Annotated in this window: 23 protein-coding genes; 10 read left to right on the top strand and 13 right to left on the bottom strand. The window is 68.8% G+C overall.

Going from position 1 to position 24,664, the window contains the following annotated elements; genetic code table 11:
* Nucleotides 1–15: 15 nt before the first annotated feature.
* Together NVV99_RS07725 and NVV99_RS07730 are read right to left on the bottom strand one after the other, a co-directional pair.
* Nucleotides 16–933, bottom strand: a complete 918-nt coding sequence (locus tag NVV99_RS07725) for a mechanosensitive ion channel family protein (RefSeq protein WP_024103271.1) — start codon at nt 931–933, stop codon at nt 16–18.
* 74 nt (nt 934–1,007) lie between these two features.
* Nucleotides 1,008–1,676, bottom strand: a complete 669-nt coding sequence (locus NVV99_RS07730; RefSeq protein WP_024103272.1) for a hemolysin III family protein — start codon at nt 1,674–1,676, stop codon at nt 1,008–1,010.
* 157 nt (nt 1,677–1,833) lie between these two features.
* Between NVV99_RS07730 and NVV99_RS07735 the strand changes: the two genes are divergently transcribed.
* Nucleotides 1,834–2,601: an isoprenyl transferase gene (locus tag NVV99_RS07735; RefSeq protein WP_006553884.1), complete on the top strand. Its 768-nt coding sequence runs from the start codon at nt 1,834–1,836 to the stop codon at nt 2,599–2,601.
* Between the two features lie 74 nt (nt 2,602–2,675).
* Here the strand turns inward: NVV99_RS07735 and coaA are convergent, their stop codons facing one another.
* The gene (gene coaA / locus NVV99_RS07740) at nt 2,676–3,608 is read right to left on the bottom strand and encodes a type I pantothenate kinase (RefSeq protein WP_006553885.1); all 933 of its coding nucleotides are present in this window, start codon (nt 3,606–3,608) and stop codon (nt 2,676–2,678) included.
* Nucleotides 3,609–3,758: 150 nt separating this feature from the next.
* Between coaA and NVV99_RS07745 the strand changes: the two genes are divergently transcribed.
* The 4 genes from NVV99_RS07745 to NVV99_RS07760 all read left to right on the top strand — a co-directional run bounded on the left by NVV99_RS07745 (nt 3,759) and on the right by NVV99_RS07760 (nt 8,887).
* Complete coding sequence (locus tag NVV99_RS07745; protein WP_024103273.1) at nt 3,759–4,949, top strand: hypothetical protein; 1,191 nt, start codon at nt 3,759–3,761, stop codon at nt 4,947–4,949.
* A gap of 95 nt (nt 4,950–5,044) precedes the next feature.
* Nucleotides 5,045–6,340 (top strand): serine hydroxymethyltransferase, encoded by a 1,296-nt coding sequence (gene glyA / locus NVV99_RS07750; protein ID WP_024103274.1) that lies wholly within the window; start codon nt 5,045–5,047, stop codon nt 6,338–6,340.
* A 161-nt stretch (nt 6,341–6,501) separates the two neighbouring features.
* Nucleotides 6,502–7,188 (top strand): isochorismatase family protein, encoded by a 687-nt coding sequence (locus NVV99_RS07755; protein ID WP_024103275.1) that lies wholly within the window; start codon nt 6,502–6,504, stop codon nt 7,186–7,188.
* Between the two features lie 334 nt (nt 7,189–7,522).
* Nucleotides 7,523–8,887 carry a PhoH family protein gene (locus NVV99_RS07760; RefSeq protein WP_024103276.1) on the top strand — a complete coding sequence of 455 codons (1,365 nt, stop codon included), beginning with the start codon at nt 7,523–7,525 and terminating at the stop codon, nt 8,885–8,887.
* A gap of 54 nt (nt 8,888–8,941) precedes the next feature.
* Here the strand turns inward: NVV99_RS07760 and NVV99_RS07765 are convergent, their stop codons facing one another.
* Nucleotides 8,942–9,370, bottom strand: coding sequence for a carboxymuconolactone decarboxylase family protein (locus NVV99_RS07765; RefSeq protein WP_024103277.1), 429 nt, complete (start codon nt 9,368–9,370; stop codon nt 8,942–8,944).
* 92 nt (nt 9,371–9,462) lie between these two features.
* Nucleotides 9,463–9,885 (bottom strand): limonene-1,2-epoxide hydrolase family protein, encoded by a 423-nt coding sequence (locus tag NVV99_RS07770; RefSeq protein WP_024103278.1) that lies wholly within the window; start codon nt 9,883–9,885, stop codon nt 9,463–9,465.
* Between the two features lie 160 nt (nt 9,886–10,045).
* Here NVV99_RS07770 and NVV99_RS07775 point away from each other — a divergent pair, with 160 nt between their 5' ends.
* The gene (locus NVV99_RS07775; RefSeq protein ID WP_024103279.1) at nt 10,046–10,636 is read left to right on the top strand and encodes an LGFP repeat-containing protein; all 591 of its coding nucleotides are present in this window, start codon (nt 10,046–10,048) and stop codon (nt 10,634–10,636) included.
* A 134-nt stretch (nt 10,637–10,770) separates the two neighbouring features.
* Here NVV99_RS07775 and NVV99_RS07780 read toward each other — a convergent pair whose 3' ends face one another.
* Nucleotides 10,771–12,186, bottom strand: coding sequence for a class II fumarate hydratase (locus NVV99_RS07780; protein ID WP_024103280.1), 1,416 nt, complete (start codon nt 12,184–12,186; stop codon nt 10,771–10,773).
* A gap of 134 nt (nt 12,187–12,320) precedes the next feature.
* Entirely contained in the window at nt 12,321–13,355 is a 1,035-nt protein-coding gene (gene glpX / locus NVV99_RS07785; RefSeq protein WP_006553904.1) for a class II fructose-bisphosphatase, read from the bottom strand.
* Between the two features lie 183 nt (nt 13,356–13,538).
* Here glpX and NVV99_RS07790 point away from each other — a divergent pair, with 183 nt between their 5' ends.
* Entirely contained in the window at nt 13,539–14,108 is a 570-nt protein-coding gene (locus NVV99_RS07790) for a DUF4245 domain-containing protein (RefSeq protein WP_024103281.1), read from the top strand.
* Nucleotides 14,109–14,152: 44 nt separating this feature from the next.
* Here NVV99_RS07790 and NVV99_RS07795 read toward each other — a convergent pair whose 3' ends face one another.
* The 3 genes from NVV99_RS07795 to NVV99_RS07805 are packed head-to-tail and all read right to left on the bottom strand — an operon-like array spanning nt 14,153 to nt 16,385.
* Nucleotides 14,153–14,422 carry an exodeoxyribonuclease VII small subunit gene (locus NVV99_RS07795; RefSeq protein WP_024103282.1) on the bottom strand — a complete coding sequence of 90 codons (270 nt, stop codon included), beginning with the start codon at nt 14,420–14,422 and terminating at the stop codon, nt 14,153–14,155.
* Nucleotides 14,419–15,684 carry an exodeoxyribonuclease VII large subunit gene (gene xseA / locus NVV99_RS07800; RefSeq protein ID WP_260782794.1) on the bottom strand — a complete coding sequence of 422 codons (1,266 nt, stop codon included), beginning with the start codon at nt 15,682–15,684 and terminating at the stop codon, nt 14,419–14,421. The genes NVV99_RS07795 and xseA overlap by 4 nt, the downstream gene beginning before the upstream one ends.
* Nucleotides 15,681–16,385 carry a lipid droplet-associated protein gene (locus NVV99_RS07805; RefSeq protein ID WP_006553908.1) on the bottom strand — a complete coding sequence of 235 codons (705 nt, stop codon included), beginning with the start codon at nt 16,383–16,385 and terminating at the stop codon, nt 15,681–15,683. The genes xseA and NVV99_RS07805 overlap by 4 nt, the downstream gene beginning before the upstream one ends.
* A 99-nt stretch (nt 16,386–16,484) precedes the next feature.
* On the opposite strand from NVV99_RS07805, the gene NVV99_RS07810 reads away from it, so the two are divergent.
* Nucleotides 16,485–17,483: a 4-hydroxy-3-methylbut-2-enyl diphosphate reductase gene (locus NVV99_RS07810; protein ID WP_006553909.1), complete on the top strand. Its 999-nt coding sequence runs from the start codon at nt 16,485–16,487 to the stop codon at nt 17,481–17,483.
* Between the two features lie 78 nt (nt 17,484–17,561).
* On the opposite strand, the gene NVV99_RS07815 is transcribed toward NVV99_RS07810, so the two are convergent.
* Nucleotides 17,562–18,461, bottom strand: a complete 900-nt coding sequence (locus tag NVV99_RS07815) for a DUF6542 domain-containing protein (RefSeq protein WP_024103284.1) — start codon at nt 18,459–18,461, stop codon at nt 17,562–17,564.
* Nucleotides 18,462–18,485: 24 nt separating this feature from the next.
* Nucleotides 18,486–19,649: a DNA recombination protein RmuC gene (locus NVV99_RS07820; RefSeq protein WP_006553911.1), complete on the bottom strand. Its 1,164-nt coding sequence runs from the start codon at nt 19,647–19,649 to the stop codon at nt 18,486–18,488.
* Between the two features lie 77 nt (nt 19,650–19,726).
* Between NVV99_RS07820 and NVV99_RS07825 the strand changes: the two genes are divergently transcribed.
* Both NVV99_RS07825 and NVV99_RS07830 read left to right on the top strand, forming a co-directional pair.
* On the top strand, nt 19,727–20,905 hold the full coding sequence (locus NVV99_RS07825) for an exonuclease SbcCD subunit D (RefSeq protein WP_024103285.1): 1,179 nt from the start codon (nt 19,727–19,729) through the stop codon (nt 20,903–20,905).
* Nucleotides 20,902–23,880, top strand: coding sequence for an AAA family ATPase (locus tag NVV99_RS07830; protein ID WP_024103286.1), 2,979 nt, complete (start codon nt 20,902–20,904; stop codon nt 23,878–23,880). Before NVV99_RS07825 ends, NVV99_RS07830 begins: the two co-directional genes overlap by 4 nt.
* Before the next feature lie 7 nt (nt 23,881–23,887).
* On the opposite strand, the gene NVV99_RS07835 is transcribed toward NVV99_RS07830, so the two are convergent.
* Nucleotides 23,888–24,664, bottom strand: a 777-nt coding sequence (locus tag NVV99_RS07835; RefSeq protein ID WP_260782795.1) for an AI-2E family transporter, incomplete at its 5' end; no start/stop codon positions are given.

Here is a 24,664-nt window from a genome sequence, read left to right on the forward strand (position 1 = left end):
CTCTACTTCGAGGGTCTAGCTGCTCACGGCGGCTGCGACCGCGACGTTCGGCGACTCGATGCCGTTCTGATCGAACGCCTCGAGCACCGCGCGGGTGAGACTGCGGCGGATCGCCCACTGCTTGCCGGCGCGCACGCGCACGGTCAGCCGCAGCGTCACCGCACCCGCCGTCACGGAGTTGACCCCGAGCAGTTCGGGCTTCTCCAGGACGTCGGGTGCGATGTCCTCGCGTTCGACGGCGTCGAGTACGGCCCGCAGGGCGATCTGGCAGGCGCGGTCGACATTGGAGGTCGGTGCGATGGGTACGTCGATCACGGAGACCGCGTGGCCCTGGCTCATGTTGCCGACGCGCAGGATCTCGCCGTTGCGGCAGAACCACAGGGTGCCGTCGATGTCGCGGACGGTCGTCACGCGCAGGCCGACCGACTCGACGGTGCCCACCGCGTCGCCGAGGTCCACCACGTCGCCCACACCGTACTGGTCCTCGAGCAGCATGAACATGCCCGAGATGAAGTCCCGCACGAGGTTCTGCGCACCGAAACCAAGAGCAACGCCGGCGATACCGGCCGAGGCGATGAACGGCGCGACGTTGAAGCCGAGCGTGTCGAGCGTCTGCAGCACCACCCAGACGAGCACGACGACCGACACACCGGACTTGAATACCGAGCCGATCGTCTGGGCACGCTGGATCCGGCGTTCGCGCGCGTAGGGATCACCGATGGCGCGTTCGGCGCGTTCCTGCAGCGGTGCGAGGAACGATCGGCGGGGCTTGCCGGATTTCTCACGCGGCTTCGTCATGCGGTCGATCAGTCGGTGGAGGACGAAGCGGAGCACGATCGCGACGACGATGTAACTCACGATCGCGAGCGGCCGGTGGATCAGCCAGTCCCTGTTGGTCTCGGTCAGTTCGAAGGCGAGCAACGGAATAGACATCCCCCGCGAGTCTACAAACGGGTGCCGGATGCTTCAGGTGGTGTGAGAAGTTGCACGAAGCGGTCGGTGAGGTTTCAACCGAGAATCACGAGCCACACCGCTATCGCGTGACACAGTGCCGCGATGACCGTGGCCGCGTGGAAGAACTCGTGGTGCCCGAAGGTCGCGGGCCACGGATCGGGCCAGCGGGTCGCGTAGAGGATCGCTCCTCCGCTGTAGAACAGCCCTCCGACCAGCAGGAGCAGCATGGGAGCGAGACCGACCTCGGCGACCAGCTGTCCGGCAACGGGCACGATGGCCCATCCGAGCAGCAGATACAGCGGCACACCGACCCAGCGCGGCGCCGTAGGCCACAGCATCTTCAGGGCCACGCCCGCCAGCGCGCCCGCCCACACGACGATCAGCAGCGGTCGCCCGGACTCCGGGGGCAGGGCGAGTGTCGCGAACGGGGTGTAGCTGCCGGCGATGAACACGAAGATCATCGAATGGTCGGCGCGCTTCATCCACACGCGGGACCGGGGCCCCCAGTTCAGGCGGTGGTAGAGCGCGCTGACGCCGAACACACCGCACACGGTGAGGCTGTAGATGGTCGCGGGGAGTACGGCGTCCGGGCGGTCGGCGAGGAAGGCGGCGGCCGAGACGAGGGCGACGCCGGCGATGACGGCCACACCGAAGGCCCAGGCGTGGATCCATCCGCGCATCCGCGGTTTGACGGGTAGTTCCTCGAGGCCGAATGCCGTCATGCGTGCGCTCCTCTCGGTACCGATCAGTAACCTACGCACCCGTAGGTTTGTTTCGTCGTCACGTTACAGCCCGTGAGGGCGCTCCGGGAGACTCTGTGACCACCGACGCGACCGTCCGTACGCCTGGGCGTAATGTGACTCGCGTGGTGATGACGGGGTGAGCGTCCGCGGACTGCTGTACCGGCTCTACGAGCGCAGGCTGCTGAAGGAACTCGACGGAGCACGGCATCCGCGACACGTCGCGGTCATGTGCGACGGCAATCGGCGTTGGGCGCGCGAGAACGGCTTCACCGACGTCAGTCACGGCCACCGCGAAGGTGCCAAGAAGATCGCCGAGCTGCTGAGCTGGTGCGACGCGGCCGGTATCGAGACGGCGACGATCTACCTGCTGTCCACCGAGAACCTCCGGCGCGACCCGGAGGAGCTCGATGCTCTGCTCGAGATCATCTCCGACGTGGTGGAGGAGATCTCCGCGCCCGGCCAGAACTGGGGCGTGAAGATCGTCGGCACCACCGACCTGCTCCCGGCCGACCACGCCAAGCGGCTGCACGAGGCCGCGGCCGGCACCGCGGGCCGGACGGGCACGCACGTCAACGTCGCCGTCGGGTACGGCGGTCGCCAGGAGATCGTCGACGCGGTGCAGTCGCTCCTGCGGGTGCGCTACGCGCAGGGGTTGCGTGGCGAAGAGCTCGTCGAGTCCGTGACGGTCGACGGTGTCGACAGCCACCTCTACACGTCCGGTCAACCCGATCCGGACCTCGTGATCCGTACCTCCGGCGAGCAGCGACTGTCCGGATTCCTGCTCTGGCAGTCCGCCTACTCGGAGATCTGGTTCACCGAGGCGTACTGGCCCGAGTTCCGCCGGGTCGACTTCCTGCGCGCGCTGCGCGACTACGCCGCCCGGCACCGCCGGTTCGGCGCCTGACGGCACCCGCCGGTTCGGCGCCTGACGGCACCCGCCGGTTCGGCGCCTGGAACAGGGCCGAGCGGCGGGGCGCGTCAGAGCTTGCGCAACCGGAGCCGGTTGATGGCGTGATCCGAGTCCTTGCGCAGGACCAGGGTCGCGCGGGGACGCGTCGGCAGGATGTTCTCCACCAGGTTCGGCAGGTTGATCGAGTGCCAGATCTCCTTCGCGGCACTCATCGCGTCCCGGTCCGACAGGTTCGCGTAGTGGTGGAAGTGCGCCTCGGGATCCGCGAAGGACGTCTTACGTAGCGCGAGAAAGCGTTCCACGTACCACTTTTCGATGTCCTCGATACGCGCGTCGACGTAGATCGAGAAGTCGAACAGGTCGGAGACCATCAACCGCGGACCGGTCTGCAGCACGTTCAGACCCTCGATGATGAGGATGTCCGGCTGCCGCACGATGTGGTACTGACCCGGGATGATGTCGTACGAGATGTGGGAGTAGATCGGCGCCGCAACCTCTTTCGCTCCCGACTTGACCTCGGTGACGAACCGCAGCAGTTTGCGCCGGTCGTAGCTCTCGGGAAAACCCTTGCGGTGCATGATGTTGCGCCGCACCAGTTCCTTGGTGGGGTAGAGGAACCCGTCGGTGGTCACGAGATCCACCCGCGGGTGATGGTCCCAGCGTGCCAGCAACGCCTGCAGCACACGGGCCGTGGTGGACTTGCCGACCGCCACCGAACCGGCCACACCGATCACGAACGGCACCTGCTGGTCGGGATGCTTCTCCCCGAGGAAGGTCGCGGTCGCGGCGAACAACCGCTGCTTCGCTGCGACCTGCAGGTGGATCAACCGGGCGAGGGGGAGATACACCTCCGCGACCTCCGCGAGGTCGATCTGCTCGCCCAGGCCCCGAAGCCCGATGAGTTCGTCCTCGGTGAGGACGAGGGGAGTCGACTTCCGCAGCGTCCGCCACTGCTTGCGGTCGAACTCGACATACGGGCTCGGTTCGTTCAGACGAGCCATCGGCACGGCTTCCCGGTGGCGCGGCGGATGCGGCGTTGCATGTCCATGTAACGGATTGTGCTCGCTGACACAGGCGGATGCCTCCCCGGGTCCCCACCCCGGCGGGTTCTCCCGTGTCGGGTCGCCGACGAGCGACTACGCTCGGCCGGTATGGGAGCCGACGACTTCGTGAACGAATATCTGCTGCTGGGCCTGGCTTTCGACCGGCTCGAGGACGGGTTCGTCGACGCCTACACCGGCGATCCCGCGCTGCGGCGGAAGGTCGAGAACGCCCCGATCCCCGATCCCCGTGATCTATCACACACCGCGCGACGCCTGCGGGACGAACTTCCCGGTGCGGCACTGTCCGACGAGCGCACCCGTTTCCTCGACGTGCATCTGCGCGCCCTCGACTGCTCGGCCCGCAAGTTCGCGGGGGAGGAGATCGGTTTCGTCGACGAGGTCGAGGCATACTTCGACGTCCGCATCGCGCCCGGCGACGAGGACACCTACCGCGACGCGCACCGTCGCCTCGATGCGTTGCTGCCCGGCACCGGATCGCTCACCGAACGGATGCAGGCCCACCGCAGGTCCGATGTGATCCCCGCCGATCGTCTCGCCGAATGCGTCGACGCGTTCTCGAGCGCTCTACGGGAGAAGGTGCGGGCGGTCTACCCGTTGCCCGACACCGAGCGTGTCGAGTACGAGATCGTCGGCGACAAGCCGTGGTCGGGCTTCAACTACTACCTCGGCGACTACCGTTCGCGGGTCGCGATCAACTCCGATCTCGAACAGACGATGGCGCACCTACCGCGGCTGATCGCGCACGAGGCGTATCCCGGGCACCACACCGAGCACTGCCGCAAGGAGGCCGGTCTCGTCGCCGGCGGTCAGGCCGAGCAGACGTTGTTCCTCGTCAACACCCCGCAGTGCCTCATGGCGGAAGGGCTCGCCGATCTTGCGCTCGAAGCGATCGTCGGCCCGGGCTGGGGGGAGTGGGCGCAGGACATCTACGCCGATCTCGGGCTCCGGTTCGACGGCGAACTGGCCGAGCAACTGTCCGAGGCGTCCGAGCAGTTGCTCTCGGTGCGGCAGGACGCCGCCCTGCTGCTCCACGACCGCGGGCGCAGCCACGACGAGGTCGTGGAATTCCTGCAGCGCTGGTCGCTGTCGAGCCCCGAACGTGCCCGGCAGTCGCTGCGATTCCTGTCGTCGCCGTTGTGGCGCGCCTATATCAGCACCTATGTGGAGGGCTACCGGCTCCTCGGCAGCTGGCTCGGGCAGGTTCCGGCCGGAGCCGAGCGCGCCGACCGTTTCCGGCGCCTGCTCGACGAACCCCTGGTGCCCAGCAGCCTGCGGTGAACCGCAGGTCGCTCGGGGACCGGCTTCCGGAGCCGTGGACGGCCTTCGTAGACTGGAGGACGTATCCCTGACGTCCTCTGCTTGGAGAAACCTCGATGACCGCTGCGCCCGGCGCCGACGTGAACACTGCCGCACTGAACGACCTCGATCCCGAGGTCGCCGAGGCCATGGCCGGCGAGCTGTCGCGTCAGCGCGACACGCTCGAGATGATCGCGTCGGAGAACTTCGTGCCGCGCGCCGTCCTCCAGGCCCAGGGCAGCGTCCTGACCAATAAGTACGCCGAGGGTTACCCCGGCCGCCGCTACTACGGCGGCTGCGAGAACGTCGACATCGTCGAGGACCTCGCCCGTAACCGCGCCAAGGAGCTCTTCGGCGCCGATTTCGCGAACGTGCAGCCGCACTCGGGTGCGCAGGCGAACGCGGCGGTGCTCATGGCGCTGATGACCCCCGGCGAGAAGCTGCTCGGTCTCGACCTCGCGCACGGCGGCCACCTCACGCACGGCATGAAGCTCAACTTCTCCGGCAAGCTGTACGACGTCGCGTCCTACGGGGTCAGCAAGGACGACCACCGCATCGACATGGACGAGGTCCGCGACATCGCGCTGCGCGAGAAGCCGAAGGTCATCGTCGCCGGCTGGTCCGCCTACCCGCGCCACGAGGACTTCGCCGCCTTCCGCTCCATCGCCGACGAGGTCGGTGCCTACCTGTGGGTCGACATGGCGCACTTCGCCGGTCTGGTCGCCGCAGGCCTGCACCCGTCGCCGGTGCCCTACGCCGACGTCGTCTCCACCACCGTGCACAAGACCCTCGGTGGCCCGCGTTCCGGCCTGATCCTCGCCAAGCAGGAATGGGCGAAGAAGATCAACTCGGCCGTCTTCCCCGGTCAGCAGGGCGGACCGCTCATGCACGCGATCGCCGCGAAGGCCGTCGCGCTGAAGATCGCCGCGAGCGACGAGTTCAAGGACCGCCAGCGGCGCACCCTCTCCGGTGCCCGGATCATCGCCGACCGCCTGTCGCAGTCCGACGTCGCCGACAAGGGCATCTCGGTGCTCACCGGTGGCACCGACGTGCACCTGGTCCTGGTCGACCTGCGCAACTCGCAGCTCGACGGCCAGCAGGGTGAGGACGCCCTCCACGAGGTCGGCATCACCGTCAACCGCAACGCCGTGCCGTTCGATCCGCGTCCCCCGATGGTCACCTCGGGCCTGCGCATCGGCACCCCGGCGCTCGCGACCCGCGGTTTCGGCGACGAGCAGTTCACCGAGGTCGCCGAGATCATCGCGCAGACGCTCGTCGGTGGCGCCGACGCCGAGTCGCTGCGGACCCGCGTGAGCGCCCTGGCACAGTCCGTGCCGCTGTACGAGGGCCTCGAGGACTGGCGTCTGATCTGACGGCTTCCTACTGTCGCCGACCGGCCCGCACCGATCTCCGGTGCGGGCCGGTCGGCGTATCAGGGGTCGAGACATCCCACCGTAGGGCTGGTTAGGGTAGCCTACGCATGCCGACACTGTCGGTGCCCGCACGCGTACCCCGAACAGCAGAAGGAAGTCGCATGGCCATCCCGAGCATCGATCCGTACGAGTTGCCTACCAGCGACGAGATTCCCACTGCTCGGGTGGACTGGACGATCGATACGTCCCGCTGTGCACTGCTGATCCACGACATGCAGAAATACTTCATCGACGCCTACCGGCGCGATGCCGAACCCCTCGCGACCGTGGTGCCCAACATCGTCCGCCTCCGCGAGGCGTGCCTGGCCGCCGGTATCCCCGTCGTCTACACGATGCAGCCCGGCGACCAGCATCCGTCGCGTCGCGGCATCCTTGCCGACTTCTGGGGCGTCGGGCTGAGCACCGGCCGCGACACCGAGGTCATCGACGAACTGACCCCCGGCCCGGACGACATCCAGGTCACCAAGTGGCGCTACTCGGCGTTCCAGCGCACCGACTTCCGTCAGCTGCTCGCGCACAACGGCCGCGACCAGCTCATCGTCACCGGCGTCTACGCACACATGGGCTGTATGCTCAGCGCCGCCGACGCCTTCATGAGCGACGTCGCGCCGTTCATGGCCCTCGACTCCACCGCCGACTTCTCCCGCGACGAGCACCTCATGGCGCTCCAGTACGTCGCCAAGCGGGTCGGCCGGGTCGAGACCACGGACGCGCTGATCGAGTCGATCACCGCGTCAGCGCGTCGCCGCGACCGCGAGACCGAAGAACTCACCGCGTCGCTGCGCTGACCCGAATCAGAATTTCGGTGGATCGGACCCGTCGAGCGGGGTCGGATCCACGACGTTCGTGCATACCTCTGAGGCGCACAAACACTCCCGAGACGACGTTTACGCAAACTTCACCGACACGCATGCTCCACCATCGAGCGAATCGTCCGTATCGGGGTTAGCGTCGGGGGTGTAGGCGGCGCAGGTGCCGTCTACACGGGAGGTCCCTGATCGTGTGGCTGACACAGTCCGAGCGAGGGGGCCGGCACCGGGCCTCCGTGGTCGTGACGACACCGGGGACCCACCGGCCCACCGAATACGTCCGGACGGTGCCGTCCGGGCCGAGGAGCCCCACGTGAACGCAACACGCTCCGTCCCCACCCGCTCCGGCCACGCCTCCGGTACCGCCGCTGCGAAAGAATCCGCTGTACGCACCTACGTGCTGGACACTTCAGTGTTGCTCTCCGACCCTTGGGCGGTCACCAGGTTCGCCGAGCACGAAGTCGTCCTTCCGCTGGTCGTGATCGGCGAACTCGAAGGGAAACGGCACCACCACGAACTCGGCTGGTTCGCTCGCGAATCGCTGCGCCTGCTCGACGACCTGCGGCAGCGGCACGGACGCCTCGACCAGCCCATCCCTATCGGGGACGAGGGTGGCACCCTCCACGTGGAGCTCAATCACACCGACCCCATGGTCCTGCCCGCGGGATTCCGCACCGACACCAACGACTCCCGCATCCTCGCGTGCGCCCTGAACCTGGCCACCGAGGGACGCGACGTGGTGCTCGTCAGCAAGGACATCCCGTTGCGCGTCAAGGCCGGTGCCGTCGGCCTCGACGCCGACGAGTACCACGCCCAGGACGTGGTGATCTCGGGATGGACGGGCATGACCGAACTCGAGGTCGACCGGACCCTCATCGACGAGATGTTCACCGAGGGCATCGTCGACATCGACGATGCGCGGGATCTGCCGTGCCACACGGGGATCAGGCTTCTCGGTGGCTCCTCCAGCGCGCTCGGCCGGGTCACCGCCGACAAGCGGGTGCAGCTCGTCCGCGGCGACCGGGAGGCGTTCGGACTGCACGGGCGCTCCGCCGAACAGCGCGTCGCCCTCGACCTGCTGCTCGACGAATCCGTCGGCATCGTCTCCCTCGGCGGCAAGGCCGGAACCGGAAAGTCCGCGCTGGCACTGACGGCGGGACTCGAGGCCGTCCTGGAAAGACGAACCCACCGCAAGGTGGTGGTCTTCCGGCCGCTCTACGCGGTGGGTGGGCAGGAACTCGGCTACCTGCCGGGTACCGAGGCCGAGAAGATGAATCCGTGGGGGCAGGCGGTCTTCGACACCCTCGAAGGACTCGCCAGCCCGGCGGTGCTCGAGGAGGTGCTCAGCCGCGGAATGCTGGAAGTGCTGCCGCTCACGCACATTCGCGGCCGGTCGCTGCACGATTCGTTCGTCGTCGTCGACGAGGCACAGTCGCTCGAACGCAACGTGCTGCTCACCGTCCTGTCGCGGCTCGGTGCGGGATCGCGCGTCGTGCTCACCCACGACGTCGCCCAGCGCGACAACCTGCGTGTCGGCCGGCACGACGGTGTCGCGGCGGTCATCGAGAAGCTCAAGGGACATCCGCTGTTCGCGCACGTCACGCTCACCCGCAGTGAACGGTCGCCGATCGCAGCACTCGTGACGGAGATGCTCGAGGAGTTCGCTCCGGGCGCCTGACACCCGAGCATGATCGAACGGCGCGTCCGGCATCCGCCGGGCGCGCCGTCGTCGTCAGACCTCGTCGGAGGCATCGGTGCCCTCGGAGAGGGGGCCGAGTTCGGCCTCGAGCACTTCCTGGACCACGCGCATCGCAGCGAGTCCGGCGGGAGCGCCGCAGTACGCCGAGCAGTGGATGACGGATTCGACGATCTCCGTGCGGCCGAGCCCGTTTCGCAGGGCACCGCGGACGTGTCCGCGCAGCTCGTTCTCGGCGCGCAGCGCGATGAGCATGCCGAGGTTGAGCAGGCTGCGGCTGCGCCGGTCCAGGCCGGGACGCGACCACACGGCACCCCAGGCGTGCTCGGTCACGAACTCCTGCATCGCCTCGGAGTCGGTGCCGCGGGAACGTTCGAACGCCCGCTCGACGAAGTCGTCACCCATCACTTCGCGCCGGATCTCCAGACCCGTCGTGAATCCCGGAGTGTGCTCGGCGTCGGACATGTCATCGCTCCCTGCTGATCCGTCGCCGAACGGTTCGGCGACGAACGGATTCTATGCGGGCGCCCTGGGGGGGAGCGGTGGGGTGAGGATCGTCAGGAGCGACGCAGGACGGCACGCAGGACGCCCACGACGGTTCCGCGAAGGAAGGTGAGGACGTCGAAGTGGTCGTCCCACACGGCGATCCGTCCGTCGCGCAACTCGAAGGTGCCGCACACCCAGAACTCGATGCTCACCGGCCCGAAGCGCAGGATGTCGGTGCGTTCGGTGAGCACGATGTCGCCGTCGGCCGCGATGTGGTGGACGACGACGCCGAAGCCCACCGAAGGTCGCGCGAGACCGGCGAGGATCTTCCGGACCCGGGAACCGCCGCGGATGGTGGGGAGCCAGGTGTTGTGCCACGCGATGTCGTCGGTGATCAGCGAGGCGGCGCGGTCGATGTCCTCCGCGGCCGTTGCCTCCAGGAAATCGGTCACCGTGGCGACGGCGTCCTGCGCGGTGGCGGTCTGTGTGCTCATCGTTCTCCTCGGCGTCGGCTGCGTCGCATGGTAACGGCAGGAGTCCTGGGGTGGGGCGGATTGGTGCACGGCACGGAATCACCGGAAACCGGGTTGTGTCGCCGAGGAGTCGGGCACCCTGAAATCAGGTACCCGTCCTCTCAGTGACAGGAGCGAACCGATGAATCGAATTCCCCGACGCAGAGCAGCGTTGGTGGCGGCCGCAGCGGCGATCGGACTGGTGGTCGCCGGTTGCAGCGACGACCAATCCGCGGAGGACACGGTGGGCAGCGCGACCAGCGCGGTCCAGTCCGCCGCGGAGAGCGTGGCATCCGGGGCGGAGAGCGCCGTCGAATCGATCACGCAGGGCGACGATTCGCCCGAGGCCGACGAGCCCGCGGCGGATCGGTCCAGTGCGGTGCCGGGACCGGACGGCGAGCAGGTCGAACTCAGCGGGCCGATCCTGCAGAAGTACGACGAGGTCGGCGGTGCGTCCAGCCCGCTCGGCGCCGCGACCGGCCAGCAGGAGGAAGTCGGCGACGGTTACGTCGCGGAGTTCGAGGGCGGCATCATCGCGTGGAGCCCCGACACCGATTCCCACATCGTGTGGGGTGAGATCCGCACGGCCTGGGAGGCCGCGGGTGGTGCCGGTGGCGACCTGGGCTTCCCGATCACCGACGAGGAACAGACCCCCGACGGTGCGCGAAGCAACTTCCAGTTCGGTTACATCACGTGGGCGCCCGGCGCCGGGACCGAGGTGGTCCAGGAATGAGGTGACTCCCCGACTCGCTGAGCCCTCGCTATCCGCTCACGTTTTCGCCATCCGCTACAGCACATTCCGAGTTGCTGTAGCGGATGGTGAAATTCGTAGCGGCTGCAGGCGGGGGCCGGCCGGGACCCTGCGGGTCAGGACTCCTCGTCCACCCGCGTCATCGCCAGGACGTCGAGGCGGCGGTCCAGTTCCTCCTCGCTCAGGCGGTCGCCGACGAGGCCGCGGTCCACGACGGTCTGACGGATCGTCTTCTTCTCCTTCAGCGCCTCCTTGGCGACGGCGGCCGCCTCCTCGTATCCGATCGCGGAGTTGAGGGGAGTGACGATCGACGGCGACGACTCCGCCAGTGTGCGCAGATGTTCGACGTTCGCGACCAGCCCGGTGATGCAGCGATCGGCGAACAGTCGGGAGACGTTGGCGAGCAAACGAATCGACTCGAGGACGTTGCGGGCCATCACCGGGATGTAGACGTTGAGTTCGAACGCCCCGGCCGCGCCGCTCCACGCCACAGTGGTGTCGTTGCCCACCACCTGTGCGGCGACCTGCGTAACCGCTTCGGGAAGAACTGGATTGACCTTGCCCGGCATGATCGAACTACCGGGCTGCAGATCGGGGAGCTGGATCTCGGCCAGACCCGTGAGCGGACCGGACCCCATCCAGCGGATGTCGTTGGCGATCTTCGTCAGCGACACGGCGACGGTGCGCAGCGCCCCGGACACCTCGACCAGAGCGTCACGCGCGGCCTGAGCCTCGAAACTGTTGCGGGCCCCCTGCAACTCGTCGAGCCCCGTGGTCTCGACGAGCACGGCCACGACACGCGCCCCGAAATCCGCCGGTGCGTTGAGGCCCGTGCCCACCGCGGTACCGCCGATCGGCAGTTCGCCGAGGCGGGGGAGGGTCGCGCGGAGACGTTCGATCCCGGCCTCGATCTGGCGGGCGTAACCACCGAACTCCTGGCCCAGGGTCACCGGGACCGCATCCATCAGGTGCGTACGACCCGACTTGACGACCGTGCGCCACTCCTTCGCCTTCTCGTCGAGGGCACCGTGCAGGTGCTCGAGGGCGGGGATCAGATCCTTCACCGTCGCCTCGGTCGCGGCGACATGCGTCGCGGTGGGGAAAGTGTCGTTCGACGACTGCGACATGTTGACGTCGTCGTTGGGGTGGACCGTGACGCCGGCCTTCGCGGCGAGCGACGCGATCACCTCGTTGGTGTTCATGTTCGAGCTCGTGCCCGAACCGGTCTGGAAGACGTCGATCGGGAACTGGTCGTCGTACTCACCCGCGGCGATGGCATCGGCGGCCGCGACGATCGCGTCGGCCTTGTCGGGGTCGAGCAGACCCAGGTCCTTGTTCACCCGGGCGCAGGCGCTCTTGAGCAGACCCAGCGCGCGGATCTGTGCGCGTTCGAGTCCACGGCCCGAGATCGGGAAGTTCTCCACGGCGCGCTGCGTCTGGGCGCGCCACAAGGCGTCGACCGGAACCTGGACCTCGCCCATCGTGTCGCGTTCGATACGGAACTGCTGAGAAGACTGTTCGGTGTCGGTCATGTCCTCCACGTTATGCCGCCGGAACGAACGAGGAGGGGCACTGCACCAGAACTCGGTGCAGTGCCCCTCCTCGGAAGGATCGGTGACGATCAGGGCAGTGATGATCAGGGCAGTGATGATCAGGGCAGTGATGATCAGGGCATGGGCGGCGGGGAGCCGGCGACACCGTGGAAGTCGATGGACGAGAACTCGCTGAGCTTCTGCAGGCGGTGGTACGCCTCGATCATGCGGACCGTGCCCGACTTGCTGCGCATCACGATCGACTGCGTCTCCGCGCCCCCGGCGGAGTAGCGGACGCCGCGGAGCAGCTCACCGTCGGTGACGCCGGTCGCGCAGAAGAAGATGTTCTCGCCGGTGACGAGATCGGTGGTGGTGAGGACACGGTCGAGATCGTGTCCGGCGTCGATCGCCTTCTGGCGCTCGGCGTCGTCCTTCGGTGCCAGGCGACCCTGCAGCGCACCACCCATGCAGCGCATGGCGGCCGCGGCGATGATGCCCTCGGGGGTACCGCCGATGCCGAGCAGCATGTCGACACCCGAACCCGGACGTGCAGCGGCAATCGCGCCGGCGACGTCGCCGTCGGAGATCAGACGGATGCGGGCACCCGCCTCGCGCACCTCCCTGATGATCTGCGCGTGGCGCGGACGGTCGAGGATCGTCACGGTCAGGTCGGCGTGCGCGATGTTCTTCGCCTTCGCGACACGGCGGATGTTCTCCGCGATCGGGGCGGTGATGTCGATGACGTCGGCGGCCTCGGGACCGACGGCGATCTTCTCCATGTAGAACACGGCGGACGGATCGAACATCGCGCCCCGCTCGGCCACGGCGAGCACCGCGATCGCGCCGGGAGCGCCCTTCGACATGAGGGTCGTGCCGTCGATCGGGTCGACCGCGACGTCGCACAGCGGACCGTCGCCGTTGCCGACCTCCTCGCCGTTGTACAGCATGGGCGCTTCGTCCTTCTCGCCCTCACCGATCACGACGACACCCTGCATCGACACGGAGCTGACCATGTGCCGCATCGCGTCGACGGCGGCGCCGTCGCCACCTTCCTTGTCGCCGCGTCCGACCCACCGGCCGGCCGCCATCGCCGCGGCCTCGGTGACGCGGACCAGTTCGAGCGCGAGGTTGCGGTCCGGAGCTTCGCGGCGTGGGGTGCTGGCCGTCATGGGCTACTGCCTCCTGGAGACTTTTCGGTCGACGCGGGTTGCGCCGGCAGAGGGAGCGGGCGCCGAGGACGCCCGCACGATCCGTGTGTGTCGCGTGGCTATTGTCTCATCACGGCCGATGGTGTGGGCTGTCGGACCCGCCCGGCCTGAACCTGCCCGTTTCGTAGCTGTCAGACTGGACGGGTGGCATCCAAGAAACCTCGCATCCTGCAAGACGGTCGAGATATGGCGTGGTCGCTGATCCCGCTGCTCGTGCTGATCCTCTTCATCGCGGCGATCGCCAGCCAGTGCGAGTTCAAGCCCGGCGGACCCACGGCGGGTCCCGTGCCGAGCTTCGACATCGATGCCGGCCTGAAGTACGACGCGGCGGAACTCGGATTCCCGATCCGCCACCCCGAGGTGCCCGAGGACTGGCAGCCCAACTCCGGTAGCCGCAGCATCGTTTCCGGTAACCAGGGCGGCGATTCGAGCACCGTCGGTTTCATCACTCCCGCAGGTCGCTACGTGCGCTTCACCCAATCGGATGCCGGTGAGGACGAACTGGTGCGATTCGTCGCCGGAGGTGCCCGCACCGCCACCGACACCAGGTCCGTCGAGGGCCACGACTGGGTGGTCTACGGCGGCGAGGGCGTCGAAGCGCTCTGGGTGTCGGACTTCGGCGACGTGCGCATCCTGATCGGTGGCTCCGGCGACGAGGCCGAGTTCACGACCCTGGCCACCGCCGCGGGCAGGGCCGAGCCCCTCGAACCCTGATCCGGGTCGGAGCGACCGAGCCCTGATCGTGAGCTCGGTCGAGGTCAGTCCTCGTCCTCGTCCTCGTACTCGTCGTCTTCGTCCTCGTCGTCCGTGAGGGAGAGCGCCTGCTCGACACGTTCGCGGGCGCCGGCGAGATGTTCCTCGCAGCGCTGCGCGAGTGCCTCGCCGCGCTCCCACAGCTGCAACGAGTCGTCGAGGTCGAGTCCGCCCTGCTCGAGCATCTTCACGACGTTGACGAGTTCGTCCCGAGCTCGCTCGTAGCCGAACTCCCGCACATCGGCGTTGGCGTCGTCGGTTCCCGCGTTCGTCACTGTCCTGATCTTCCTTGTCGTTCGTGTCCCATGACGGCGGCGCGGGCCGCGCCGTCCGCCACGCGCACTCGCAGCTGGGTGCCGATGGGCATCTCGTCGAGTGTGCGTACCACTTCGGGGGCGCTGCCCGGCAAGATCCGCTGGACCACGGCGTAGCCACGCGCCAGGGTCGCCGCGGGCCCGAGGGTCGCCAACCGTGCCCGCAGGTGTTCGAGCGTCGACGATTGCGACGAGATCAATCGCGTGACGTCGCGTCGTGCCGCGTGCTGCAACCGCTCGATCTCCTCGTTCCGCCGGTCGAGATCGCGGAACGGATCGGCCAGGACGGGACGGTCGCGCAACTGTGCGATCACGTGTTCCTCGCGCCGGACCCAGTTGCGCAGCGCCGCCGCCGACCGTGCTCTCAGTTCGTCGACGAGATCGAGTTCGGCAACCGCATCGGGTACGACGCGCTTCGCGGCGTCGGTCGGGGTCGCGGCCCGCAGGTCGGCGACGTGATCACAGAGCGGACTGTCGGGCTCGTGGCCGATCGCGCTGACCACGGGCGTCGTACACGCGGCGATCGCGCGGCACAGCGCCTCGTCGGAGAAGGGCAGCAGATCCTCGACGCTGCCGCCGCCGCGGGCGAGGACGATCACGTCGATGTCCGGGTCCTTGTCGAGTGCTTCGATGGCGTCGATGAGTTGCGTGACCGCGGTCGGGCCCTGCACCGTCGCGTGGCGGACGTCGAACTGCACGGCCGGCCAGCGACGCTGCGCGACCGACAGCACGTCGCGTTCGGCCGCGCTGCCGCGGCTGGTGACCAGACCGACGCGGCGCGGCAGGAAGGGGAGGGGGCGCTTCAACCGCGGGTCGAACAGTCCCTCGGCCGCGAGCAACGCACGCAGTCGTTCGAGCCGCGCGAGCAGTTCACCGATACCGACGGCCCGGATCTCCGTGACTCGCAGCGCCAGGCTGCCGCGGCCGGGCCAGAAGGTCATCTTCCCGAACATGATCACGCGGCTGCCCTCGGTGAGCGGCACCCCCGATTGCTGCAACAACTGGGGTGAACAGGTCACCTGCAGGGACATGTCCACCGACGGGTCGCGCAGGGTCAAAAACGCCGTCCGCGTCCCGGGGCGGGCGTTGATCTGCGTGATCTGCCCTTCGACCCAGATGGTGCCGAGCTTGTCGATCCACCCGGCGACCTTCTGCGCCACGGTGCGGACGGGCCAGGGCTGCTCCGCGGAGTTCGGGCGTGCCGCGTTCTGTCCGGCCGTCACTTGTTACGCGCGCTCGTGATCCGGTTCGACAGCATCGTCACGAACGGAGTACGCGCGGCGTGAGCATTCTCGTATTCGAGCACCGCTGTGAGCTCGTCCACCGACAGTGCGCGCAGGCGGGCACGCAGTTGGGCGAGGGTCAGCGAGTCGTAGTCGAGGTATTCGACGATCTCGGAACGATCGTCGGAGGCGACCTTCGTGTCCGTGGTCTCGCCGATCTTCGTGACCTCGGCGTCTGCGGACTTCGCGGCGGCCTTCTTCGGAGCAGACTTCTCGGCTGCCGTCTTCTTCGCGGGCCCCTTCGTCGTCGCGGTGCCGGCCTTTACCGGTGCGGCCTGCTCGGCCACGGGTGCGTCGGCTTCGGTGGCCGGCGGGATCGAGTACAGGGCGAACCGGCCGGGAGCGCCGTTCGCGGCGCTGTTCGTCGAGGTCGCGGTCTCGTCCGAAGGGGTCGAGCCGTCGTCGTCGAAGGTCGCCCACTGCGCGGTCTCGGCGGGCTCCGCTCCGAAGATCTCGAAGAACTGGTCGCCCTTGATGGCGAACGAGGTCATGACCTGCTGCACTCGCATCGTCGTCTGCAGGATCTGGCTCACCGTCGTCATCGGCAACGAAACGGCTGTGCTCGGCAGCTTGAGGGTCTCTTCGTACGCGGTGACAGCAACGCCGGCAGCCACCCGTGCCAGGAACGGTGGACGGATCATGCCCCAAGACTGCCCGATGATCGGCGTGATTGGTAGCCGGGGAGCACGTCGGCTGCGAGCTGGAAAGCCACACTCCGACGCGCCCCGTACTCTGGAGGTATGTCTGCGCCTGTTCCTCTCGAAGTCGGGATCACACGGTCCGCCGGTCTCTCCACCTCCGGAAAGCGCGTCCTGCTCGCCGAGCCGCGCGGCTACTGCGCCGGCGTCGACCGCGCCGTCGAGACCGTCGAGAAGGCGCTCGACAAGTACGGTGCGCCGATCTACGTCCGCAAGGAGATCGTGCACAACCGCCACGTCGTCGACACGCTCGCCGACCGCGGCGTGGTGTTCGTCGACGAGACCGACGAGGTGCCCGAGGGTGCCGTGCTCGTGTTCTCGGCGCACGGTGTGTCGCCCGCGGTCCACGAATCGGCCGCTGCCCGGCAGCTGCGCACCATCGACGCGACCTGCCCGCTGGTGACGAAGGTCCACCAGGAGGCCAAGCGCTTCGCCCGCGACGACTTCGACATCCTGCTCATCGGTCACGAGGGCCACGAGGAGGTCGAGGGCACCGCAGGTGAGGCCCCCGACCATGTGCAGCTCGTCGACGGTCCCGACGCCGTCGATTCGGTGACCGTGCGCGATCCGTCGAAGGTCATCTGGCTGTCCCAGACCACCCTGAGCGTCGACGAGACGATGCAGACCGTGCAGCGTCTGCGCCAGAAGTTCCCACAGCTGCAGGATCCGCCGAGCGACGACATCTGCTACGCCACGCAGAACCGCCAGGTCGCGGTGAAGGCGATGGCGCCCGAGTGCGATCTGGTGATCGTCGTGGGGTCGCGGAACTCGTCGAACTCCGTGCGGCTCGTCGAGGTCGCCCTCGGTGCGGGTGCCCGGGCAGCGCACCTGGTCGACTACGCCAAGGAGATCGATCCGGCCTGGCTCGAGGGTGTCGAGACCGTCGGCATCACCTCCGGCGCGTCGGTCCCCGAGATCCTCGTTCAGGGCGTCGTCCAGTTCCTCGACGAGCGCGGTTTCCACGACGTGCAGTCGGTGACGACCGCCAACGAGACCCTGGTGTTCGCTCTGCCGCGCGAACTGCGCGCGTCGCGTCGCTGAACCGGGTAGTTCCGTAGAGCGAAGACGACCGGTCACCGCCGTGAATCGGCACGTGACCGGTCGTCTTCGTCGTGTGGGTCAGTCCTCGTAGCGGTCGCGGTACCGCACGCGCGGCGGCTCGTAGCCCTGCGTGGGTGCGGGGGAGGGCGCCGGTCGACCGGTGTCCGGCTCGGGTGCCGGACGGCGCCGCGGCTCGCGGACCTCCGGCTGCACCGGGTCCGCAGGTCGGGGAGCGCGGGCACGCCGGGGAGCGGGCTGCTCGGCGGCCGGGGATTCGGGACGGACGCGGCGACGGGATCGGGTGTCGGCGACCTCCCGGACCGACGCCTTCGCGGCCGGCGTCCCGCGGCCCGAAGCGGTGCGAGGTGCATCCGCAGGGGTGGCCGTCGCCGGTCGCCCCCGGCCCGCACGCCTGGTCGGCCGGTCGTTCGCAGCGCGGGTCGGCCGGTCGCCCGCGGCGCGAGCGGGGCGGTCCTTCGCGGTTCCGGTCTTCGCTGCCCGCGGCTTCGACCGCTCTCGCGGCGCACGGGCACGTACTCCCGTGTTCTGTCGGGTCACGAAGATCCGGAAACCGCCGATGGCCAGTGCCAGGAGTGTCGCCACCAGCATCGCCGGGAAGCGGTTCACCAGCGGATAGGCGACGTTGAGCGCGAGATCCTTCAATCCGCCGGTGCTGGCGGAGGAGACGATCTCCTGACCGATCGGCACCGCGAGGACCAGCAGCAGAGGCGGCTGGGCCATGGCCGTGAACAGTCCGCGATAGCGCACCGCCACCACGGCCGCGACGCAGCCGAGCACGTAGAAGACAGTGAACGCAGAGGTCAGCTCGTTCCCGCGTGCGCTGTCGAGCAGCACCCCGAGAAGCGTCGTTCCGGCTGCGATCGCCACGGCACCCCACCAGGGCACACCGGGCACCGTAGGCACCAACGACCGCATGTCGAGCGGCACCGCCGAACGTGCACGTTGGGTTGCAGACACAACGTAGACATTAGCGTGGCGATGTCAGCTCGCTTCGTCGACAGGACCGTCCGCCACTGCTCTTTCTGCCAGAGTGCTGCGTCGCGGCCAAGCGTCGACACGCTGCACCTCGGGCACCTCACCGTCGAATATTTCCAGGTCGTGGAGCTTGCGGGCCGTCACGCCCACCCGGGTGTCCATCGACGAGACCGTCATGTTGAACGAATCGACGGCCTTGCCGAGCTGGTTGCCGAGCCGATCGAGGTGGGAACCGACCACACCGAGCCGTTGGTACAGTTCACGGCCCAATCGGTGGATGGTCGCGGCGTCGCGGGAGAGCGCCTCCTGCCGCCAGGTGTGCGCGATCGTGCGCAGCAACGCGACGAGCGTGGTGGGTGTGGCGAGGATGACGTTCCGGGCGAAGGCGTGCTCGAGCAGATCGGGATCGGCGCCGAGCGCGGCATCGAGGAACGGATCGCCGGGGACGAACAACACGACGAACTCGGGCGTCGGGTCGAACGACTCCCAGTAGGCCTTCGCCGCCAGTTGGTCGATGTGGGTGCGCAGTTGGCGTGCGTGGCGCGTGAGGTGCCGGTCGCGCTCGTCGGGCTCCTCGGCCTCGGCGGCATCCAGATAGGCGGCGAAGGGCACCTTCGCGTCGACGACGATCTGTTTGCCACCGGCGAGGTAGACGAGCAGGTCGGGGCGCACCCCGTCCTTGCTCACCTGGGTGTCGAAGTCGCAGTGCCGGACCATCCCGGCGAGCTCGACGACGCGTTCGAGCTGGATCTCGCCCCATCGTCCGCGGATCTGCGGCGCACGCAGCGCGGTGACCAGCTGCTGGGTGCGCGTGGACAGCAGCTGCGACGCGCGGTGCATGCCCTCGACCTGCTCGCTCAGCCCGGCGTAGGCGTGCACGCGGTTGCGTTCGACGTGTTCGACCTGCCGGGCCAGCGCTCCGACGGCCTCGTTCAACGGGCCGACGAGCCGCGAGACCTGGTCGCCGATGGCACCGGACTGCCGGCGCGCGGCATCCTCGCTCACCGCTGCCAGCGACTGACGCAGCTGCTCCTCGTTGTCCCGCAGGGCTGCCAGCTGCGCCTCGGCACGGGCTGCGCGTTCGCCGTCGCGGGTGGCCCGCAACAGCCAGCCGAGCACCACCCCGAGACCGAGCGCGACGAGCAGGCCGAGTGCCGTGAGTGCTGTCATGTGGCGGATAATGCCTCATCGATGCGACATCCACCCGACATCCGGGGATGTCGGTCCTCTCCTCTACCGTCTGTCCCATGCGGATCCTGCACACCTCCGACTGGCACATCGGCCGCACCTTCCACGGTGTCGACCTGCTCGCCGACCAGGCGCGTGCGCTGCGGGCCATCGCCGATCTGGTGGCCGAACGCCGGATCGACGTGGTGGTCGTGCCGGGCGACGTGTACGACCGGTCGATCCCGAGTTCCGACGCGGTCGCCGTGTGCAACGCCGGCCTCGAGGCCATCCGTGAGGCAGGGGCGATCATCGTCGCCACCTCCGGCAACCACGACTCGCCGGTCCGGCTCGGTGCCGGCGCTGCCTTCGCCGCGCACGGGGGTCTGCACCTGATCACCCGCGTATCTCAGATCGACAGCCCTGTCGTCCTGCACGACGAGCACGGCCCGGTCCGCTTCTACGGCATCCCGTATCTCGAACCCGAGATCACCCGCGCCGAGCTCGGCGTGCCCGAGGCCCGTTCGCACCAGCAGATCCTCGACGCGGCGATGGAACGCGTGCGCGCCGATGTCGCGGATCGGCACGGCCGCACGGTCGTCCTGGCGCACGCCTTCGTCGTCGGTGGCGAGCCCAGCGACTCCGAGCGGTCCATCTCCGTCGGCGGGGTCGAGACGGTCGCCGCGTCGTCGTTCGACGGTGTCGACTACGTCGCGCTCGGTCACCTGCATTCCCCGCAGACGGTGAGCGAGACGGTCCGGTACTCGGGATCGCCGTTGCCGTACTCCTTCGGCGAGCGCTCGCACCGCAAGGCGGTCTTCGTCGTCGACCTCGACGCCTCGGGTGCGGCGTCCGTCGAGCGGGTCGATCTCCCGGTGATCCGCGAATTGACTCGTCTCGAAGGCGAACTGGACGATCTGCTCGCCGATCCGGCGCATGCCGCCGTCGAGGAGCACTACGTCTCCGCGGTGCTGACCGACGCGATCCGCCCGCTCGACGCCATGCGTCGCCTGCAGGAGCGGTTCCCGTACGCCGTGCACGTCGAATGGCAGCGGCCGGCCGGGTCCACGGTGGGCAGCTACCGCGACAAGGTGCGCGGGCGCAGTGATCGCGACATCGCCGCGTCGTTCCTCACCGATGTGCGTTCCGAGCCGTCCGAACGCGAGCGCGGCTGGATCGACGAAGCGTTGAGGGAGGTCGACCGTCGTCGTGGCATCGGCGACGAGACCGACACGCAATGGCGGACGGACGTGCCGGCATGAGACTGCACCACCTCGAGATCACGGCCTTCGGTCCGTTCGCCGACACCGTCGAGATCGACTTCGACGAGCTCGGCGCCGATGGGTTGTTCCTACTGCACGGGCAGACGGGCGCGGGCAAGACGTCGATCCTCGACGCGGTCGCGTTCGCGCTCTACGGCACCGTCCCCGGTGCTCGCTCCGAGGGGCGCCGGTTGCTGTCCGACCACGCACGGGTGGGTGCTGTGCCGACGGTCCGGCTCGAGGCGACCATCGCGGGTCGCCGTCTGGCCATCGAACGCAGCCCCGAGTTCGAACGCCCGAAGAAGCGCGGCACCGGCACGATCAAGCAGCAGGCCAAGGCGAATCTCACCTGGCTCGACGGGTCGGGGGAGAACCTGTCCCGCGCCCAGGAGATCGGCGACGTCGTCAAGTCGTTGCTCGGGATGAGCGCCGAACAGTTCTTCCAGGTGGTGCTCCTTCCGCAGGGCGACTTCGCCCGGTTCCTGCGTGCGAACAGCGAGGAGCGCGGCAGGCTGCTCGAGCGTCTGTTCGACACCACCCGTTTCGGCGACGTCGAGCAGTGGTTCCGCGATCGGCGCGGTGCCGGAACGAAACTGCTTGCCGAGCAACAGAAGAAGGTCGAAGTGCTCGCGGCGAAGGTGGCCGCGTCGGCCGGGATCGAGGCGGGAGCCGACGCCGATCCGGTGGAATGGGCGGGCCGCCTGCTCGCCGAGGCCGCCGAGAGCCGCGACGACGCCGCCGCAGCGCTTGCACGAGTCCGCGCCGTCGACGAGGTCAACCGGCGCAGGCTCGACGAGACCGTCGCTCTCGCCGACCGACTCCGCCGCCGCCGCGACGCCCTGAACATCCTTGCCGAACTCGAGCAGACGCAGACGCAGCGCGTCGCCGTGACAGCCGAACGCGACGCCGCGCATCGCGCGGTGAGCGTCGCGGTCGTCGATCGGGAGGCCGCCCGCCTCGCGCGCGAGGCCGATGCCGCCGTGGCGCGCGCCGAGACGGCCGCCGCGCCGCTCCGCAACGACGACGAAGGACGCGAACTCCTCCAGGCTGTCGGACCGATGTCGTCCGCCGCCGACCGCGACATCATCCGACCTCGATGCGAGGAATGGTCCTCGGAGGCAGCGCGACTCGACGTCCTACTCGATCGCCGTCGTCGTCTCACCGAGCTCGAGAACGAACGCGAGAAGTTCGCCGGACGTCGCCGTGCCCTCACCGACGAGCGTCGGCAGGTGATCGACGAGCGCGCCGCGCTGCCCGAACGATCGACCGCCGCTGCTGATGCGGTCGCCGAGGCCGAACGCGCAGCCGCGATGCTCCCCGGCCTGTCCACCGCACGCGACCGTGCCGCCGACGCGCTCGACGCCGCCACCGAACTCGCTTCGCGCCGAAACGAACTCGAACGGCTCGAAGCCCGGGTACTGCAACTGCACTCCGAATACAACGACGCACGCGACGCGCACCTCGACGTCCGGCAGCGCCGGATCGACGGAATGGCAGCCGAACTCGCCGCGCGTCTCACCGACGGCGAACCGTGCATGGTCTGCGGTTCCACCGAACATCCCGAGCCCGCGCGCCCGGCTCCCGACACTGCGACGAAGGCAGACGAGGAACGCGCCCACGCCGCCGAGCAACGCGCCGCCACCGCGCTGAGCGAAGCACGCGAGGCCGTCACCGAACTCTCCGGGATCGTCGCCGTCCTCCGACAGCGTTGCGGCGACGCCGAACTCGCCGAACTCACCACCGCCCACGCCGAGGCGGTCCGCGCCCACAACGAGGCCGCCACCGTCGCCCGTCGGCTCGACCATCTGCGCGCGACGGTCGAGGACCTGCGCAAACTCGACACGGTGCTGGCCGAACAGGAGAAGCGGCTCGACGCCGAACTGTCCGAACTCGCCCGCGAGGACGCGGTCCGCGCGGCCGAGATCACGGAGATCCGCGAGCGCATCGTCGAGGCCGTCGGCGACCTCGACCTGCTCGCCCCGCGACGGAGGACGGTCGCGGCACTGTCCGCCGCCGCCACCGCGCTGCTCGACGCCCGCACCGCCGCCCTGCAGGCGCGCACGGCCGCCGACGAACGCGCCGCCGACGCCCGCACCGCAGCCGCGGAGGCGGGCTTCACCGACCTCGACAGCGCCCGCGCAGCTGTCCGGACACCCGAGCGGCTCGCCGAGATCGACCGCGTCCTGCGCGCCGCCGACGACGAACGCGCGGTGGCTACCTCCACGCTGAACGACCCGGCGATCGCGGCCCTCACCGGCGACGAGGTCGCTGACGTGACGGCCGCGCGCGCAGCGGTGGACGACGGTGCCGCGGCGGTCGAGGCCGCCCTGAGCGCGGCCACCGAGGCCGAGCGCCGGCACCTCGACATCGAGAACTACTCCCGGCGACTCGAGCGTGCCTGCGCCGAACTCGTCCCGCTGCTCGACGAACACGCCGAACTCTCCGCGCTCGCCGACGTCGTCGCCGGAATGGGGTCGAACGACAAGAAGATGTCGTTGCGCTCGTACGTGCTCGCGGCGCGACTCGAGGAGGTCGCCGACGCCGCCTCCGAACGCCTGCGCAGGATGTCCGGCGGTCGCTACGAGTTCGTGCACTCCGACGCGGCCGAAAGCAGGGGGCGTCGCGGCGGTCTCGGTCTCGACATCCACGACGAGTACACCGGCGCCGTGCGATCGACGAAGACACTGTCGGGCGGCGAGTCCTTCCAGGCGTCCCTCGCCCTTGCCCTCGGCCTCGCCGACGTCGTCGCCGCCGAGGCCGGCGGGCTCGTGCTCGACACGATGTTCATCGACGAAGGGTTCGGTTCACTCGACGCCGACGCCCTCGAAGCGGTCATGGGGGTGCTCGACGAACTGCGCGCGGGAGGCCGCGTGGTGGGCGTGGTCAGTCACGTCGACGAGATGCGGCAGCGGATCCCGAGCAGGCTACACGTCATCCGTGGTCGCTCGGGATCGACCGTCCGCGTCGCGAGCTGACCGCCCCTCAGTCCTCGGAGGCGGCCGGTGCCGGAGAGGCCGGCTTCGGATCGGGCACCGAGGTGTCGCCCGGAGCCGGGAGTGCCTTCGTCTCGTCGTCCTCGCCTTCACTGGCGCGCTCGTCGATCTGTTCGCCGATGTAGCGGATGACCACCGCGGCCACCGCCGCGACCGGCACCGCCAGGAACGCACCGACGATCCCGAACAGCGACGAGCCGGCCGTCACCGCGAGCAGCACCACGGCCGCATGCAGGTTCATCGACCGCGACTGCAGCACCGGTTGCAGCACGTTCCCCTCGATCTGCTGCACCGCGATGATGAGGACCAGCACGATGATCGCGGTCGTGAAACCGTTGGCGACCAGCGCCACGAGGACTGCCAACGCACCCGCGACGAACGCACCGACGATGGGAATGAACCCGCCGATGAAGGTGAGGATCGCCAGGACGGGTGCGAGCGGGACTCCGAGGATCAGCAGGCCGATACCGATGAAGAGGGCGTCGATGAAGCTCACGAGGGCCTGCGTGCGGATGAACCCGCCCAGCGTGTCCCACATGCGGCCGAGTACCGCTTCGAGGTGACGTCCGGCGCGGCCACCGCTCACGCGGTGCAGCCACGGCACGAAGCGCGGGCCGTCCTTGATGAAGAAGAAGGTCAGCACGAGGACGAGAGCGAGTGTGACGAGCAACGAGCCCGCCGTGCTCACCCCGGAGAAGACACCGCCCGCGATGGTGGCAGCACTGCCCTGCACTCGTTCGACCACCGCGTGGACGGCGTTGTCGAG

The sequence above is a fragment of the Rhodococcus sp. PAE-6 genome (assembly GCF_025290685.1).
Classification (GTDB): domain Bacteria; phylum Actinomycetota; class Actinomycetes; order Mycobacteriales; family Mycobacteriaceae; genus Rhodococcus; species Rhodococcus pyridinivorans.